This is a genomic window from Enterovibrio coralii (assembly GCF_001559595.1).
GTDB classification, from domain to species: domain Bacteria; phylum Pseudomonadota; class Gammaproteobacteria; order Enterobacterales; family Vibrionaceae; genus Enterovibrio; species Enterovibrio coralii.
In genome coordinates this window covers 749,894-767,284 of the sequence record NZ_LNTY01000034.1, presented here as the reverse complement: position 1 = coordinate 767,284, position 17,391 = coordinate 749,894, and the positions used below count along the sequence as shown (strand labels likewise).

Sequence of the window (17,391 nt, the reverse complement as noted above, 5' to 3'; positions counted from 1 at the left end):
GCTAGCTCAGTGCCAATGCTTTGCGTGAAAGCTTCGACACCACCGGATAGTCTCTCGCCAGTTCAATAACAAATACTGAGGGCTTTTCAGGGTGGCAGCATACCCAACACGCTTTTCTTGCCCTTGTCAGTGCCACATAAAAGAGTCTTCGCTCTTCGGCGTGTTCAAATGTATCGTCAGTAGATAGCAGGGCTGCTTCTAACCCTTCGGCACGACTCTTAGCAGGAAACACCCCGTCATTCACATCCACGATAAAACAATAATCTGCTTCCAGACCTTTACTCGCATGCGCGGTGACATAAGAAAGCTGCAGCGAGGGCCAGTCGCTTTGCCATGTTGCAAACTGGTCGGGTTTATTCGCGTTATTCCGCCCAATAAACATCACTGACGCGGATTTATCTCCCACCTCTTTGGCAACCTTCTCTAAGGCACTTTGAATGTCATCTTCACCAATCAAGGAAACGGCTTTTTTCTTTTGAACAGCAACACTGTTTAGCGGCTTCTCTAGCTGCGCAGGGTTGGCTTGAATAAAGGCGTTCGCGACTGCACCGATCTGAGAATTAAAGCGATACGTGGTATCTAAATAGCGGATAACACCGTTAGGGAAACGCTGCAAAAACTCTGTCGTTAAGCGAATGTCTGCACCGGCGAACTGGTATATCGCCTGCCAGTCATCGCCGACTGCAAACAGTGATGGTGCTCGGTCACGTTTCCCACCACAAACCGCTTCCAACAAAGCCATGCGCGACGGAGAAATGTCCTGATACTCATCTACCATCACGTGGTCGTATTTTGCGCCAAACGTAGCGGATTTTTTAGAAAGCAACTTGGTTGCTTCGCGAATCAGGCCTTCAAAGTCGTACGTTTTCGATGCAGCCAACGTCTCCTGATAGTGCTTTGCCAACGGCAGATAAGTGCAAGTTCACTCTCTGCTTTGACGTCGCCTTTCACTGCTTTTTTCAAATTGGTCAGAGACGTTTTTTGCTGGTTCAGTAAATCCAGTTGTCGCCACAGCCATTTATGCAATCGAGGCTCATGCGCTTGCTCGGCCAACGGTCTGTCCGCGGAAAGGCCGGCTACCTGCCACGGTTCAAGATGCTTTAGCCAACGTTTCTCGGTGGCTGGAACTGACAAGTTTTCCGCCAGCCATAACGTCATCCAACTCATTTTGGCTTCTTCGTCTGTTGCCAAAGGAGAAATAACAGGTGCCTGCCCATTTAACTCTTTCACCACGCGCATGGCAAAGCTATGAAAGGTAGAAACCTCAACATTTGCCAATTGTGCGCGTGCAAGTCGCTCTTGCATTTCCTCACTGGCTTTCTTGCCAAACGCCAACATGAGAATTCTGTCTGCTTGCGTGGTTTTGCTTTGCACCAAGTACTGAGCGCGCGCCATGATGACACTGGTTTTTCCTGAACCTGCACCCGCAAGTAACAAGTTATGGTTGTCGTCCATCAACACCGCTTCACGCTGGGATTGGTTGAGCGGTGAAGACTCCACGCCATCAAACCAGGTGGACCAACGCTCTAGTTGTTCCTCTTTCCAAATGTCGTTTTTCACAACACGCTTCGCATCACCTTGTTGAAGCCACGCATAGAAAGATTGGTACAACACAGGATTCGACGCAGCGATCACTTGTGGAGAAACATCGCTTTCTTCTAGCAGTTTCTCGGCTCGCGCTTTCCAGCCTGTCAAATCCGCATCACGCACAAAGCCGGAAAACTGATTCATCTCATCAGTGAGTGCTTTAAACACAGGTTCAACGAGAAAGAACTTACTCTGCTGCTTAGAAAGCCAAGCTTGATAGGATTCGGTTAGATGCTCGGCAAATGCCTGCAACTGACGCCATGGTAAGCCATGAACAGTAATGGATTTAGCAGGTTGATCAGACGGCGACACGATAAAAGTAATTTTTCCCCACCACAACCCACGGGAGATTCGGCATTGGCCATCCCAAATAGAAAAAGGCACGGTTTCGGTGAAGTGCTTTGATTCGAAGACAAGGTTGAACTCATCAAGCTTTACGCTGAATCGGTCACCTTGAACGAGCCACTGAGCCAAGCGATTGGCACTGAGTATCATGTCGGTAAACTATTGTTGCGAGTCGAAATGCCAGCATAGCAAGTTCTGACCGTATTCTCATGCACTACTGGATAAAACATCAGCATATGCACGGTAAAATCCGAATAAAACAGAGAAATAGCGGACGATTTTGATCTCATCCCTTGGAAGCGCATTCCAATCTGCTATCTTACGGTCATCTGTTATCTCTCTATGCTGTCATGATTTCAAAACGCACTTCTCTCTCTTTTCGTGAGTACTGGGCAAACAGCCGCATCAATTACAGTGTCCGTGTTTTTATTGCGTTAGTCGGTGTTGCCGTTCCCTGTTGGTATTTGGGTGCCTCAGAAGCCATTACCCCGCTTGTTCTGGGCGTAATCGCATCTGCGTTGGCCGAAACGGATGACAACTTTTCAGGCCGCATTTCGGCCTTGTTAACCACCCTGTTCTGTTTCGCCATTGCCACCCTCTCCGTAGAATTGCTTTTTGATTACCCCATTTTGTTTGTACTGGGTTTAACCAGCTCAACCTTCGGCTTCATTATGCTGGGTGCCATTGGCCCCCGATATGCCAGCATCGCCTTTGCATCGCTCCTGATAGCGGTTTACACCATGCTTGGCGCGCACCATTCACCCTCCATTTGGTATCAGCCTTCTCTTCTGTTGGCAGGTGCGGTTTGGTACGGCGCTATCTCTCTGATTTGGCTTTTGTTCTGGCCAATGCAGCCTGTTCAACAAAGCTTGGCCTCGGTCTTTAAAACGCTGTCTGGTTATCTTGAACAAAAGTCCAACATGTTCCACCCGACGCGTGGATTAACGCCCCAGCCATTTCGCCTGCGCAATGCGAAAGAAAACGCCATTGTCGTCAGCGCGTTAAATGCCGCGAAAGCGACCTTACTGCACCGTGTGCGAGGTGGCCGTTTGAGCAGTGAAGGCAGACAGTTCCTTAAGATTTACTTCCTTGCACAAGACATTCACGAACGAGCGAGTTCCTCGCATTATCGCTATCAAGAATTGGCTGACGTCTTCTTCCACAGCGATGTACTGTTTCGCCTTCAACATTTAATGCGATTACAAGCAAAAGCGTGTTTAGAGGTCTCTCAGTGCCTGACTTTGTCACAGCCTTATCGCCACGGTGAAGAGAGTGTGAAAGCACTGGACGAACTCAATGAGTCTCTGATGTACATCAAGGAGCAGAATAACCCGGAATGGAACCCGTTGCTTGGGCAGCTGGATTACTTGTTCCGAAACCTCGCGACCGTTGAACGTCAACTTGCCAACATCAGCAACCCTGAAGCGACGCAAACAGATGAAGACAAAGAGATTGCTGACCCTGATGCACACGGTTTTCGCGATAAGATTTCCCGTATTGCCGCGCAGCTCACCACGAAGTCATTGTTGTTCCGACATGCAGTCCGTTTGAGTGTCGCACTTGCTGCGGGTTACGCCGTTATTCAGGGCTTCGATTTAACCCGCGGCTATTGGATTTTGCTGACTATTCTCTTTGTGTGTCAGGCTAACTACGCCATGACACGAAGCAAGCTAACGGAACGTATTACGGGCACCTTGGCGGGTTTGATTATTGGCTTGCCGTTGCTGACATTCTTCCCTGATCTCACAGGCCAGTTGGTCTTGATGGTGCTGTTCGGCGTGCTTTTCTTTGCTTTCCGTACGACACACTATGCTGCGGCAACGGCATTTATCACCCTGCTCGTTTTGATGTGCTTTAACCAGCTCGGTGAAGGCTTCGCGGTCATACTGCCTCGATTAGGCGATACACTGGCGGGCTGTTTGTTGTCTGTTATCGCGGTGCGTTACATTCTCCCGGATTGGCAGGCACACAGACTTCGCGGGATCATGAAAGATTCAGTCGCGGCAAACCGCGATTACCTAGGACAGATCATCGGCCAATACCGGATCGGAAAACGTGACACTGTCGCGTATCGTGTTGCGCGTCGAGAAGCACATAATAACGATGCACAGTTGACCACCGCCATCAGTAATATGCTTGCGGAACCCGGACGTTACCGCACTGCTATTGACGAAAGCTTCCGTTTCCTTTGCTTGAACCACGCCATGCTGAGCTATATCTCCACGCTAGGTGCCCACCGAATGCAAATGGACGACGACAGTATTCACGAGCTGGTCTCTAAGGCCCATCGCGGTATTCACGAAGAATTAGATTGTTTGATTGAGAAGCTGTCAGGTTCTCGTGTTGATATGACGCCTTGCTTAGACAGCGCACTTGGTAAGCACTTGGAGCGTTGGCGTGAAGAAGAAAGCAGTTCTGCGCGCATGGTGTTGCAGCAATTGCACCTGATCCACCGCATATTGCCTGAAATGCACAAGTTGACTGACGATCTGGCGCAAAAGGCTCTGAAAAGTTCCAAATCCTAACCTAGATCTCCATGCCGAGCGAATGGCAATTCGCTCGGCAACGCAACCCCAAAATTTCATTTCAATTTGGCAAACGTACCATCAGGTTGGCGTGTATACAGACTCGAATCTTTCGCCGCTGTTCTCACTGTAAACCTTGCTACAGGCGCAATGTTACCCGTATCCACATGCACCAGTCGCTCGAAGGCATTTTTGGCACCGACATTGTCCAACACGGTTAGCGTCACCACATAAGCACCTGGCTCTTTGTAACGCCACTCTGGCGAGAATGCCTCGCTGGTTCTTCCATCACCAAAGTCCCAATGCGCCATCACGATATCGCCATCAACATCAAAGCTTTTGTTGTCTGCCTTCGCATCTAGACCAATGGTCTGTACCGTGAAATCTGCTTTCGGTAGGACGTTACCGTCATCAACACTCACCACATGTGAGTAAGTGCTCGATGCACCATCATCGTCATACACGGTCAATGAAATCTCATAGTCTCCCGGTTTGTCGTACGACCAACTCGGCGACTGGTCTAGGCTGCCTTTACCATTGCCATAATCCCAGTAGTGGTGGACGATTTTACCGTCTGGGTCATAGCTGTTATTTCTTGCCGACACATTCAGCCCGTCGACTTCGATATAAAACTCTTCCAGTTCCCCATCTTGGTCTTTTTGAAAACGCAGAGCTTTTCCTGAATTCAGATGTTCCACTTTTGCAGGCTCACGATATGCAATCTCGCGAAGTCGAGAACTAGGTGCATAATAGGCGGCTCGGGCAGGTTGAGAATGGCTGTATAACGCAGTCCGAGCAGGTTCGGCCTCATGATGCGTTCTGACAATACGGGCGGGCGTTTGCGACGTGTACTGACTCGTTTTATTTTCTCGTGCGTTGTCAGAAGGTTGATGCGTCGATGCCAGTGTCGCCTTGTCGGCTGAAGCGTCATTTGGATCATTAATATCCTGCATGTCACTATCTGATACATGATGTACTAACGCGTCGCTCGCGTGTGTCTCTTGGCTGGTGTGATCACTGCGCGCTCGGCGAGGAAGGGAGTGAGAGACACCCTGTTGATGCTGCGCGTTTAACGCCGCTTTCTTCTCGGCATTTGTCTCTGACACACTGTTTAAGCCTGTCTTTGCTGGTGCATTCAGCGGAATGATGTTGCTCGTTGATTTAGCAACAGCAGGCACAGATGACGATACCAACTGCTTTGATGAAGCCAACTTCTCAGGACCAAATGTGTCCCCTGCTTTGGTCGTTAGGCTATTGCGCACTTTTTTGGGCAAAGTACCTTCTGGCGAGTATATGGCGTCGTCATCGGCAGACGACGGTAACGCAGCACTGTATGCCTTGGCGGGAGACACTAAGAAGGGTGAGAGGCTTTTTTCCTGCTCAGGCTGCCCAAGGGATTCAAAATTATCATCAGGCCAAATTGCCGTCATGGATGTCAGCAGCGCAACAGACATCACCCCAATCTTGTGCCATGCGGGCAATTGATGCCAAATACGAAGCAGGTATCGCCAAATTTTCTTCAGATTATTGCGGTTGTAAAATGCCTCATCTTTGGACATAACGTCAAAGTTCCCATTCCAAATAGCTGCTTTATGCAAATCAGAATGTCGCTAGCAACACCTCAACGATGTTCGGTGTATCTCCCTCGCGAGCCAGCCTACTCTAAAATGCGTTTTGTAAATCAACGTCCATTTTTAGCTAGCAGAAGCATGCACAGTCGCTCCAAAAGTGAGACCAAGTAGCAATTCGACCACTCTGCCTCCTTTTGCATTCTTGAAATGTCGAACATCTTGGCGTTTACGTCATGCATACCCAAGAACTGAAATAAAGTTTATTAAAATCAGTTTCATATACATCCAAACAACGTGAACCCTGCATCTTTAGGTTGCTTGAACACATTCAGAAAACAAAAAGGGCCGTGTTACACACAGCCCTTTGAGGGTATCTTCCGGTCGGCATTAGCCGTTTTCGCGCATTGCTCTTAGCATCCAAGCCGTCTTTTCGTGCTCACGCATGCGGTCTGAAACCAGCGACGCTGACGATTCATCGTTGGCATCTTGTGCCACTTTCAACACGTCTCTTGATGTGCGAACAACTTGCTCGTGACCACGAGTCAAAATATCAATCATTTCGTCCGCGGAAGGAACGCCTTCCACTTCTTCAATAGCACTCAATTCTGCGAAGGCTTTATACGTGCCAGGTGCTGCAACACCCAAAGTGCGAATACGTTCTGCAACTTCATCTACAGCCAGTGCTAATGCATTGTATTGCTCTTCAAACATCACATGCAGTTCACGGAATTGTTTACCGGTCACATTCCAATGGAAGTTGTGTGTCTGCAAGTAAAGTGTGTAAGAGTCTGCGAGCAGTCGTTTGAGGCCTTGAGCAATTTCTAGTCTGTCGTTTTCCGCAATACCGATGTTAATCGAAGTCATAGTCATATCCCCTGTTTATTTGTTGGTAGGGTGTTTCCCTTACCTTATGGATACAGAATACGCTTACGACTTCGATAGATGAAATCGTCTCATTGCATTATTGGCATAGGTAAAACCTATCAATTAGAGCAAGGGACGATAACGCGACGGGAAAGACTGACCGATATCAGTGAAAACACCGTCCACACCCCAGTTAAACAACTGATTGGCGCGTGACAGACTGTTCACGGTGTAAACGTTCACCATGTAGCCCTTGTCCTTCATCTCGATAACGCGTTCTTTCGTTACGCTTCCATCTTCCAAGTGAATCGCTTCTGCACCGCATGCTTGGAGGATAGACAGCCAGTCGCTTTGCAATGTCTCTTTTTCAAAAAGACACGCAACCGCAGATTCAGGGCTTTTACGTTTAAACTCAGACAGGGCGAGTGGGTTGAAACTGGAGACCAATAAGTCGCAATCTTGGTGAAGATTTTCCAATCCTTTGATGACACCGTTGATCAACTTCTCCGTCATCGCTTGGCCTGCCGTGCAAGACTTGATTTCTACGTTGATGTTTAACTTGTGCTCGTTGACCAAAGCGATGAGCTGATCAAACGTTGGGATAGGCTCGCCGATGAAAGCATCTCCGAACCAACTTCCCGCGTCGATATCATCAAGATCTTCTCGCGTTAAGTCGTAAAGGCTACCGGTTCGGTCAGTACATCGGTCAAGAGAATCGTCATGACAGACGACAATGGTGCCGTCTGCAAGAACATCGACATCACATTCAATCCAGTTCAGTCCGTGTTCTTTTACGAGTGAGAAAGCTGCAAGGGTGTTTTCTGGAGCCAGTGAGGACATACCTCTATGTGCAAATAACGTCTTCATTGTTCTACTTTTCCGCCAACTGAAAATTCAATATACACTGACACTTCAGTTGTGATTGTCTAATTTCACAATATTTTGGCACAGCTAATAGTTTTATTAACAACGCTCTCTTTCTCGCCAGCAAAAAAAGCACCGTGATTACGGTGCCATTTTTACGTTGGAGAGATTAGTCCAGCGTCAGTGCTTGTTGTTTTATCAGCTCATTAAGAATATCTGAATTGGTTGCACTCGCATCCAGCCCCAAATCATTGAGTCCGACTTCATTAAGCACAATATCCTGCACCACATCCCCACCCGCTGTTTTCGACACATGGAGGGTTAGGTTGCCGCCCGTCACGTCTGGCGTAATGTATTCCAACAGCTCTTCAATGGTGGAACTGCTGCTCACGCTGTCAGGCAAGATCGCTGATATATCGAGCTTGTCTGTTGACGTTGGATCACCCAACTCAAAGTCGGCCACCGTATCTGTGTTCTTAACGGTGTCGCTGACCCCTGCATCTGTCCATTTGAAGATATCTTCTCCTTCGCCACCAACGAGAATGTCATCACCAAGGCCTGCTTGGAGCGTATCATCACCATCGCCGCCGAAGACATGCTCACCCGCATCGTCCGCTGTGAGTGTATCATCGGCTTCGGTGCCGAATTGGATGGTCGTTGGATCGAAAACAATAAGCTGACCCGCCATGAGCATCGATTCCAATACTTCATCTTGTGTCAGTCCCGACGATCCATCCCTAACAATTCGTTGAGGGTGACACCTTCAACGATGATGTTTTGAATAGGTGCACTGGCATCATCAAAGATCTGGATCCGTGTGTCATCACCGACGGTTTGGATGTCGAGTCTGTTCGCCAGATCAGTGAAGGTGAACATGCCAGTCGTATTGAATGCACCCGAGATATCAATGACATCAACACCGGTTTCAAAGTCTTTAATAACATCCGTAGACGCTGCTGACGCCATGCCGAAGTCACCGGACTCCCACTTGAAGGTGTCTTTCACGCCATCACCGGTTCCACCAATGTCGCCGCCCCACGCTTCATCATCGCCAGTACCGCCAGTGAGGATGTCTTCACCCAAACCACCAGCGATAACATCTTCGCCCACACCGCCATAGACTTGAGTCGCTTGGTTTCCATCCACGACCAAATCAGCATTGCCACTTGTTGAGACATCGTCATTCAGCGTTGGTGTGGTGGATGTATCAACCACATTGACGTTCAACGTCATCGTCGCTTCTTTTGGATCGCCATCACCAACGTCTGATTTCGCAATGATGGTGACTGCACCCGTAGGTTGGCCCGAGAAGGTCAGGTTTAGGTCTTCCAGCGTGAGTGTTTGCAACTCGGTTTGATTCAATGTCCAGCTGCCATCACCGTTGTCTGTGCCAACCGGTGTGCCAGACGCATCAACCAGTTGACCAACGGTACCCAGCCCGTCGAACGTTAACGTGAATTCGTCATCCACTGGCTCTACCAAAGTCGCCATCAAGCCAAGTAATGGCACCAATGCCCCAGTTGCAGCACGCATAGATGCAAGCTGAGGTGCGGCATTGAGTTCAGGTGTATCCGCTTTCGGCAACACAACAATCGAGACAGTGTCTTTATCGAATTTCTGACCGCCCGACCCCGTATTCCCTCGGTCACGCGTTGTCATGGTAAGTGAATCAGTGCCTGACGCATCTTCGCTGGTGTAGTTGTACTCAATACCAGCAGCAAGCAAGGTATTGATGGCGTCGATGTCCCCTTCCAGCACCAGCTTGTTCGAACCGTCACCAGTGACTGAAATCCCTGTAGAATCACCCACAATCGCCAGTGAACTGCCAGTACCCACCACCAGTTCAACGTTCATGATGCCCGTGCCGTCCGCCGCATCAACATCAGAAATTTGAAGGTCGGTGATTGTCGCGCCACCCTCGTCGAACTCATAGCTGTCGGCAAGGATATTAACCGGCTCGTCATTCACGGCAGAGATATTCACGGTAACTTGTTTATTCACCACATCCGCCGACACCTCGCCGTTGTCGACGGTTTGAATCGCCAAATCCAATACAAACTGTCCGTTGGCATCAGCCGGTGGGACAAAAGTAAGGTCATTCAGCTGCTGCGCATTTATCGTGATTTGTACATCACCACCTGTCGATGTTTCTGGTGTGACCGTGCCATCAACACCTGCTGGCAACACTAACTTGCCACCAGCAGGGACGCCAGACACGGTAATCAACAGCGTTTCAGGGTCGTTTTCATTCACCACCGCACCCGGAGGCTGAGTGCCTCCCACGCTGTCACTGTCATCTCTGGCTGAGATCTCCAATTCGAGGTCAATATCTGAATCTTCGACACCGGAAGCCGTCGCAACCACATTGGCATTGGCTCCATCGCCAACAGGATTGACTGTCATTTCTACTGTCTGACTAAAACCATCAGGATTGATGACGCCGCTGTCGGACGTAAACACAGTGACGCTGAACTGAACGTCACCACTAAAGTCTGCGGGCGGATTGACCGTGATCTGGGACAAAGAGGTAACATCTGATATCGCCGTTGCTGGGATCAACCACTGTCCGTTTCCTGCATTCAACGCCGGTGATGACAAGGTGAAGCCATTTGGCACATTGTTGATTAACACGGACTCCAGCTTCTCCGAACCGTCCGTATCGACAAACTTGATACCCAAATCAGCCAACGACACACTGTTGTCTTCATCCGTTTCAACTTCAAGGACGTCTGTGTCACCAAGATCGGTGCCGTCATCAGTAAAGGTGACCGTATCGTGAACCGGTTTCACCTCAAACGAGAAGTCGGTATCGATGTCTTTCGAGTCAGTTCCGGTTGTCGCTGTATCTGTGATGGTCAACGACGCCGAAATAGAAACATCGCCGCTGTAGTCCGGATTCGGCACAAATTTGATGTCACCGACCTCGGTGTCTGGCGGTTCTGGTAAGGTAATGGAATCAACCAAGTCACCTGCTGCGTTTTGGAACTTACCCGCACCGTTGGTGACTTCTAATGTCACCGAGGTGACTTTTTCTTCACCATTGGCTTGGTCAGTATCTGCCAGCGTGCTACCCAAGGTTAAGATCACGACGCCGTCTTCCAACGCTTCGCCAGACACCACAGTCTCTGTGTCACCCGGCTCAAGCGGCTGTTGTTCACTGTTCAAACCCTGGGTTTCTTTGACTGTCAGTGTGAATTCAGTGGTGAGCGTGTTATCGCTAGGCTGGTCGTCGCCTGTAGGTGGCGCGACATCGACCAGTGGACGAACATTCAGGTTAACGGTTGTGGTCGTTTCCTCAGTGTCGCCGCTCTTAGAGTCCAAGCTCACAAAGGTTACTGGGATGTTCAAGGTGCCTGCGTAATCATCAGGTGCAGTGATCGTAAGCCCTGACAGATCAAAGCCAGATGCATAAGGGTTTCCGGTATCAACACGTCCCGGCACTTCAAATACATAAGTGTCATTTTCAAGGTGATAGAACGCCCCACCGATAACTGTGCCTGCCGGAATATCGTCTCCGTTTATCACCACAGTGACATAGTCGAATTCAACATCGCCCGTCGTACCGCTTGGCCATGTAACGGCATTGCCCAATGCTTCAAGCGAGATAGGATTGTCTTCATCACCATCAATATCGATGCTGGCAGGAACACCTACTGCTTGCGCCTCTGTCGCATCCGTTGACGCGTTCTGGTAGTTGAGTGTTACCGTTGTGGAAACAGGCTCTGCAAGGCTGGTGTCTCCTTCGCTGTTATCACCTTTATCCGTCACCAGCGCGCTTAGGGTGAAAGTCGTTTGCGTTAATGGCGTATTTGGCGGCGCGACAATCGTGAAATCATCAGGGTCGTTCAGCACCCAACCTTCGTCACCGTCGTATACCGCATTGGTCACGAAGAAACCTTCCGGTAAATCACTGACGTACACCTTAAGCGGTGACTCTTCACTGGTTGGATCGTCGTGAATAAAGTCGATCGCGTTTTCCAGTTTGAGTTGTCCCATCGCATCGGTCGACAGTTCGGAAATCGGCGCGCCCATGTCATCAACAAAGCTAAGGTTGCCGTCTGGCTCAACGACCGCACGAATATCGACATTGACGGTACCGTTGATTTCTTTTTCAGCCGTCGAATTGCCTTCAAAGTCCTCTTGGCGAACGGTCACTTTGGTTGTTAGCACCAAATCTGCGTCACTGTCAGCTTCGCGCATCATCTCAAGGCGATAGCCATCGGCAAGTTGTGCCTCAGTAATCTCAATAGTACCGCTCGCATCTGGTGTCAGTGTGATTGTGTCTGCACCTTTCACCAGTCTCACGCTGTCTGTCGACGCGAAACCTGAAATGGTCGCACCTACCACTGTTTCTTGAACACCTTGCGCGGTGGAATCTGGCGCACCTGTCAGTGCCGCAGCGAGATTAGGCTGCCAGTTCACCTCGAACCACGCGTCTTCATTTCCTTGGGTTTCAGAATTCACGTAGTTGTCATTGGTATCAATCACGGGTGGATCAATCTTAACCTCAATGGTGGTCTCAATGGCATTCACATCGCCATCGTTTTCTGTCGCCACCAACTTGGCACCAATTTGAATGTCTTCGGTCGAGTGTGGCGGTATTTTTAGGTATACGTCGCCACCAGAAAAGACCGAAACGTCAACGGAATAAGTTGGCACAGACATACCACTGCCATCGGTTGTCCAGCCTGCAAACGCCAGTTCAACATCTTCGATATCTGAGCCATTTTTCGTCACAAAGGTGACGCCGTCTGGGACATTGGTCAGGATCATCGTGATGGTTTCAGACGTGTCTGTAGCGGCAAGTGCTTTCTCACCCGAGACCACTTCAAAATCGATGGCAACCAAACCATCACCATCGACGCCATCTTCAGGCACTGTGGTAGACACAACGCCCGTATCTGCATCGTATTGCCACTCTCCTTCATCAGTGCCAGGGTTCGCCACACTGAAGACAGGATCGTCGGCAACACCTTTAATCCGAATATCCAAGTCTTGCGCAGTGATAATGCGTTCATCATCTGGAGAGTTCGTCGCTGAATCGACAACAATGCCTTCAACTTTGAGGGTCACCGTTTCGTTGCTGTGAACCGGCGGCACGAACTCTAGATATTGAATGTCATCAACGGAAACCCGGTCGGTATCCGACAAAGTGGTCAGCGTCCCACCTTTGTTCAATTGAAGGGTTGCACCGTCTGGAATATCAGAAATGCGCACGAACAAAGACTCAGAGCCATCGTCATCTGTCCCGAGCGTCGTTAAGGAAATCGCATTGGCCAGAGAAATGGCGTCGCCTTCGGCCAGATCAGGATCAGCATTCCCTGCATCCTCACTGCCGACAACCTGACGCACCACCAATCTTGCATCGTCTGCCACTGGCTCAACGTGCAGCGTCAATGTTTCGGTCGCTTCGGCGGTTTCCGAACCGGATTGCACTGGCGTACCTTCTGTCGAAATCGCTTTGATACCAAGCTCGATGTCACCACTGAAATCGTCTTCAGGAATAAAGCGCACCTGATTGAGTCTTGAAGGATCGTTCAACACCCACGTGTCACCAACCTTGACGATTTGACCGCCTTGGAATGACCCCGAATCTGGGTTTAATGTGAACTCCAATTTGAGTGTTTCAGAGCCATCGGTGTCTTGCAGCGATGCCGAAATCAAGTCCGACATGACAAACTGCGCGGGATCTGTCAGAGGAGTACCAAATGGGTCAAAGTCTTCTTTAAGCTCAAACACACCATCGGCAGCATCACCAATCAGACTCACGCTTGGCGTGTCAGCAACGCCTTCGACACTGATTTTGATCAGATCACTTTGCGTCTGCGCATCGTGCCCATTTACGTTTACCTCAACGTCGAACTTAATAAGATCTGTGTTGTTGTAATCGGAGTAGTCTGGGTCAGGAATAAACGTGACGTTTTGCAGCGTGAAGATGATAGGTGCCGTCGTGCCCGACGCCGTAAACATATTGCTAGAAAGCACAATGTTTCCATCGCCGTCTTGCGGGATCTCAGTGCCATTGAAGTAGAAGGTGCCGCCCACGTCGGTCACATCTTTTGGCATAATGGTCACTTCACCATCCAACACCAATTGACCGGCATCGTCGTACGCTTCGCCCAAGTCGTTGTCGCCGATATTAAGCTGCACGTTAATAGGAATACCGTTGGTCGCATCGACGCCACCGTCTTCGGTATCCGTATTGAGCTGACCTTGGTCTTCAACACCTTCAATCTCACCGTCGGCATTGGTCGTGACCGTGATGATGGGTGCTTGGTCTTTCAACGTCAGCGTCACTTCGCCTTCAGCGGTATCACCGTCACCGTCTGTTACACGGTAATGGATTGGCTTTTCTAGCACCGAAACAGGGTTATCAATATTTGCGTTAAACTCGAAGGTCATTTCCCCCGGGTTATCACGGGTGTTGAACTTGATAACACCAATCACTTCGCCGTCATGGACGAGGTCTATTTCCTCGTTAGAGCGGTTTCTAACTTCAATCCAAGTGGTACCATCAAAGCTGATATGAGAAATACGTGCACCGTCAGCACCTTGCAAATCGGTAATGTTAGACGGCGTTGTTGGGTCGGTGATGTTGAAGACATCGACTGATGCAGTAACCGTAGACGATGATGAATCCACCACTTCTACTTCAATCGTGTCTTGCGTTCGAGGAACGTCATCTTTGACCGTGATAGGAACACGAATCTTGCCAGACTCGTCGCCATCAGCATCGACCGTGAAAGCACTCAGCTCAAATGTCAGGGTGTTTTCGCCATCTCCCGCTTGATGGTCAAGCGCAGAGAGCAACTCAAACTCAAAGGTTCCGTCTTGATTAAGCGTGACTTTGAATACATCACGGTTGTCGCCAGTGTCTTCATCAAACGCCACCCCGAAATAGGTTTTCGGATAGGTCGTAGAGTTCTCAGGTCGTTGATCGAGAAAGACAGGGAAACCGCTCGCGGTCACTGTATCTCCAGCCTGTGGACCATCTAGCGGATAAGTTACATAGTCAGACTTAAAGAAGAAGTTGTCAATGTCATCGCCAGCTTGGTTGTCTGGGTCTAAATCAAACGCTTCACCACTGTCATCTTCTGTGTCGATATTAAGTGTGCCCGCGCTTTGCGACCCTTCATTTTCACCAGTGCCATCGTCGATGCTGCTTTCTTCCACAACCACTGGCTCTGTGGACGTAATACCGAAGGTGGTAGAGTCGTCATCCACCACTCGCAACGAGATAAGCTGCGGTGCCTCTGTATCTTGATCGTTGGCATCAACAAGCTTGTTACCGTCCGTATCTTCAAGCTGAAGCGGGATATGAATGTCTAAGTGCTTGTCATCTACAGAGACATAGTCTTCATTGGTGATGTGGTCGCTTGCGTCACTTGGGTGAATGAGTGCTTGATATTGTTTGAAGGTTGTAGCGACATCCACGCTTAAATCGTCGGCGGCTTGCGATGCCGTCAGCACGATTTCAAGTGCAGGTTCTGAGCCGATAGTCGCCAAAATAGTAATGGTTTTGCCATCAGGGCTGGTCGTGATGGTGACGTTATCAATCGTGTTGCCTTCATTGTTTTTCAGCAACATCAGGTCTTCTTTAAACGCATCCACATCATCGATAGAAATGGTGTCAGGCAGCAGACGGTCACTCGCTGCTTTTATCTCGACAGTCCCTTCTGTTTCGTTCGGATCGGCACTCGCATCATAGGTGTTTGGCGTTTGACGCTCTTGCAGCGCAAAGAACTCTGTTTGATTGCCATCAGAATCAAACTGCTCACCGCCCGTCGCTATTTCACCATCCTTGATGACGAAGGTAACGGTAGATTCACCGCTTTCATCACCGTCAGCGTCGACCACTTTGTAAGGCAACACAAAGTCGTGTTGTTTGTCGTCCGTACCGTCATCTGGCTGGTCGATGGGGTGATATTGTTTCACTTCGAACTTCGGGGGTTCGCCCGATGTGGTCGATGGTGTCAGCGAAATCTCGAGCGTAGTCTCCTCGAAAGTGCCATCGCCGTCATAATCCGCTTTCAATGTAATAACACTGCCATCAGCAGAGACCGACACCTCTGTCGGGTGCCCATGGCTCGTCACACCCGCAAACTGCGCAGCCGCTTCTGTCGCATCAAAAATGATGCTGGCAATCTCATCACTTCCCAAGTCAATACCGTCTGACGTGGAAGCAGTCTGCTCTTCATCTGGCCCGGCATTGGGTTCAACCATTTCGACTTGTGCTGTCCCTGCCGCGGGCAAGCCACCATCATTGCTTTCCATCGAAATGGTCGCGGGGTTATTCATAAGATCCCCACCGCTGTCAGCAACTTGTAGCGGCATATTGATGGAAATGGTATTGCCATCAACGTTAACGTAAGTGCCTGTGCCGTCTTTATGATCGAGAGGGGCGAATTGCTGAAGTGTGGCGTTGACGGACAGGCCCGTACCGTTTTGCGTAGCCACTAAGGTCAGTGTCACCACGGTTTCGCCATTGGCAGTTCCCGTTAGCACAAAGGTGCCCACGCCATTACTGTCAACGCTGGTTTGTCGAGTGAAGACAACCGGTTCGCCATTAGACGTCAGTGTCGCAAGTTCTGCCTCAAACGCGGCTAAATCACTTGGGGCGATTTGCAGTGAGCCTGGCAGTAAGTTTTCCGTGCCGCCTTCAATCTCAAAACTGCTGACAGCGGGTGCACCGTAGCTGGCATCATCCAAGTCACCCTCTGTAATAGAGAGAGCCACAGACTGACCACCTTCAGCGTCAATGTCTGGTCTTGGCGGCGCAGCAGGCGGTCTGCCACTGCCGTCATCCCCTACGCGACGGAAACCATCATCATCGTCTCCACCAAGAAAGTCGAGCGGATTATCACCACCACTGTTTGGGCCCAAGGTATCAAATCCCGCTTCAGTCAGTGTGGCTGCATTGAGGTACTCAACCACCACAAAGCCTGCGTTAGACGAACCACCTTCTCCACCTGCGGCCGCTTCTTCAAACAATTCGGTAGGATCGATGCCATCCAAAATGAGTTGTTGTAGCTGAGCAACGTCCAAATTCGCAAGACTGTTATCGTCGTAGGCTTCGTCGTTGAAGGTCAAGCTATGAGGTTGTGAGGCGACTGAAATATCCGATTCGGAAAAAGGCACAAGGCATGAGGCGCATTTATCATCAATGACAAATCGCTGCCCTTCTGAAGAAACGATGACGGAGCTGTTTGCGCCTGTCAGCATGACTTGATTTGCCTCAACCAGCATTCCAGCGCGAAGACCGATGATTCTTGCATCGTTTGAAACTAAGTAAGCCTGCCCGTTTACGCTTTCAACCTTCAGTGCTGAGTCAAACTCATGACCTATCATATGTGCTCCCTACCTGCCGACGAGTGTCGCGAATTCGTGTCCAAGTTAATATGCGTTGAGTTTAACGATCAGAGGCTTAACTGTCTTACTATGAGAGAATGAGTTTCTCCGAATACTCAATATTGAGAATTTTGAGACAAACCCCTGCGCTCACTCAGGTTACTTTTCGCACAATTGACACGGATAACATTATTAAGATTAGAAAAATCACGGCAGTTAGATGAAGAAATTGGTCAGAAAATCTTCGATTGAAACAAAGGCACGGAACTGTTTTAACTTGTTTTAAC

8 protein-coding genes are annotated in these 17,391 nt (G+C 49.5%); 1 reads left to right on the top strand and 7 read right to left on the bottom strand.

Annotation, left to right across the window (positions count from 1 at the left end):
- Position 1 precedes the first annotated feature (1 nt).
- Both ATN88_RS28330 and ATN88_RS14735 read right to left on the bottom strand, forming a co-directional pair.
- A complete protein-coding gene (locus ATN88_RS28330; protein WP_269748166.1) occupies positions 2–880 on the bottom strand; it encodes a 3'-5' exonuclease in 879 nt (292 codons plus the stop codon).
- A complete protein-coding gene (locus ATN88_RS14735) occupies positions 844–2,082 on the bottom strand; it encodes a UvrD-helicase domain-containing protein (RefSeq protein ID WP_269748165.1) in 1,239 nt (412 codons plus the stop codon). Before ATN88_RS14735 ends, ATN88_RS28330 begins: the two co-directional genes overlap by 37 nt.
- Before the next feature lie 200 nt (positions 2,083–2,282).
- Between ATN88_RS14735 and yccS the strand changes: the two genes are divergently transcribed.
- Positions 2,283–4,457: a YccS family putative transporter gene (gene yccS / locus ATN88_RS14730; protein WP_067417614.1), complete on the top strand. Its 2,175-nt coding sequence runs from the start codon at positions 2,283–2,285 to the stop codon at positions 4,455–4,457.
- A gap of 56 nt (positions 4,458–4,513) precedes the next feature.
- Here yccS and ATN88_RS14725 read toward each other — a convergent pair whose 3' ends face one another.
- From ATN88_RS14725 to ATN88_RS14710, 5 genes are all read right to left on the bottom strand, one after another.
- On the bottom strand, positions 4,514–6,016 hold the full coding sequence (locus tag ATN88_RS14725; RefSeq protein WP_067417345.1) for a PKD domain-containing protein: 1,503 nt from the start codon (positions 6,014–6,016) through the stop codon (positions 4,514–4,516).
- Positions 6,017–6,415: 399 nt separating this feature from the next.
- The gene (locus tag ATN88_RS14720; protein ID WP_067417342.1) at positions 6,416–6,892 is read right to left on the bottom strand and encodes a Dps family protein; all 477 of its coding nucleotides are present in this window, start codon (positions 6,890–6,892) and stop codon (positions 6,416–6,418) included.
- A gap of 123 nt (positions 6,893–7,015) precedes the next feature.
- Positions 7,016–7,759 carry a glycerophosphoryl diester phosphodiesterase gene (locus ATN88_RS14715; protein WP_067417331.1) on the bottom strand — a complete coding sequence of 248 codons (744 nt, stop codon included), beginning with the start codon at positions 7,757–7,759 and terminating at the stop codon, positions 7,016–7,018.
- Positions 7,760–7,925: 166 nt separating this feature from the next.
- Positions 7,926–8,450 (bottom strand): type I secretion C-terminal target domain-containing protein, encoded by a 525-nt coding sequence (locus ATN88_RS27465; protein WP_232313273.1) that lies wholly within the window; start codon positions 8,448–8,450, stop codon positions 7,926–7,928.
- Between the two features lie 23 nt (positions 8,451–8,473).
- Entirely contained in the window at positions 8,474–17,104 is an 8,631-nt protein-coding gene (locus tag ATN88_RS14710; RefSeq protein ID WP_232313235.1) for a retention module-containing protein, read from the bottom strand.
- Positions 17,105–17,391: the final 287 nt, after the last annotated feature.

Bases quoted from the DNA above. Each gene is read 5' to 3' on its own strand.
- ATN88_RS14735 (WP_269748165.1), bottom strand. From the start codon at position 2,082: ATGATACTCAGTGCCAATCGCTTGGCTCAGTGGCTCGTTCAAGGTGAC.
- yccS (WP_067417614.1), top strand. From the start codon at position 2,283: ATGATTTCAAAACGCACTTCTCTCTCTTTTCGTGAGTACTGGGCAAAC.
- ATN88_RS14725 (WP_067417345.1), bottom strand. From the start codon at position 6,016: ATGTCCAAAGATGAGGCATTTTACAACCGCAATAATCTGAAGAAAATT.
- ATN88_RS14720 (WP_067417342.1), bottom strand. From the start codon at position 6,892: ATGACTTCGATTAACATCGGTATTGCGGAAAACGACAGACTAGAAATT.
- ATN88_RS14715 (WP_067417331.1), bottom strand. From the start codon at position 7,759: ATGAAGACGTTATTTGCACATAGAGGTATGTCCTCACTGGCTCCAGAA.
- ATN88_RS27465 (WP_232313273.1), bottom strand. From the start codon at position 8,450: ATGCTCATGGCGGGTCAGCTTATTGTTTTCGATCCAACGACCATCCAA.
- ATN88_RS14710 (WP_232313235.1), bottom strand. From the start codon at position 17,104: ATGATAGGTCATGAGTTTGACTCAGCACTGAAGGTTGAAAGCGTAAAC.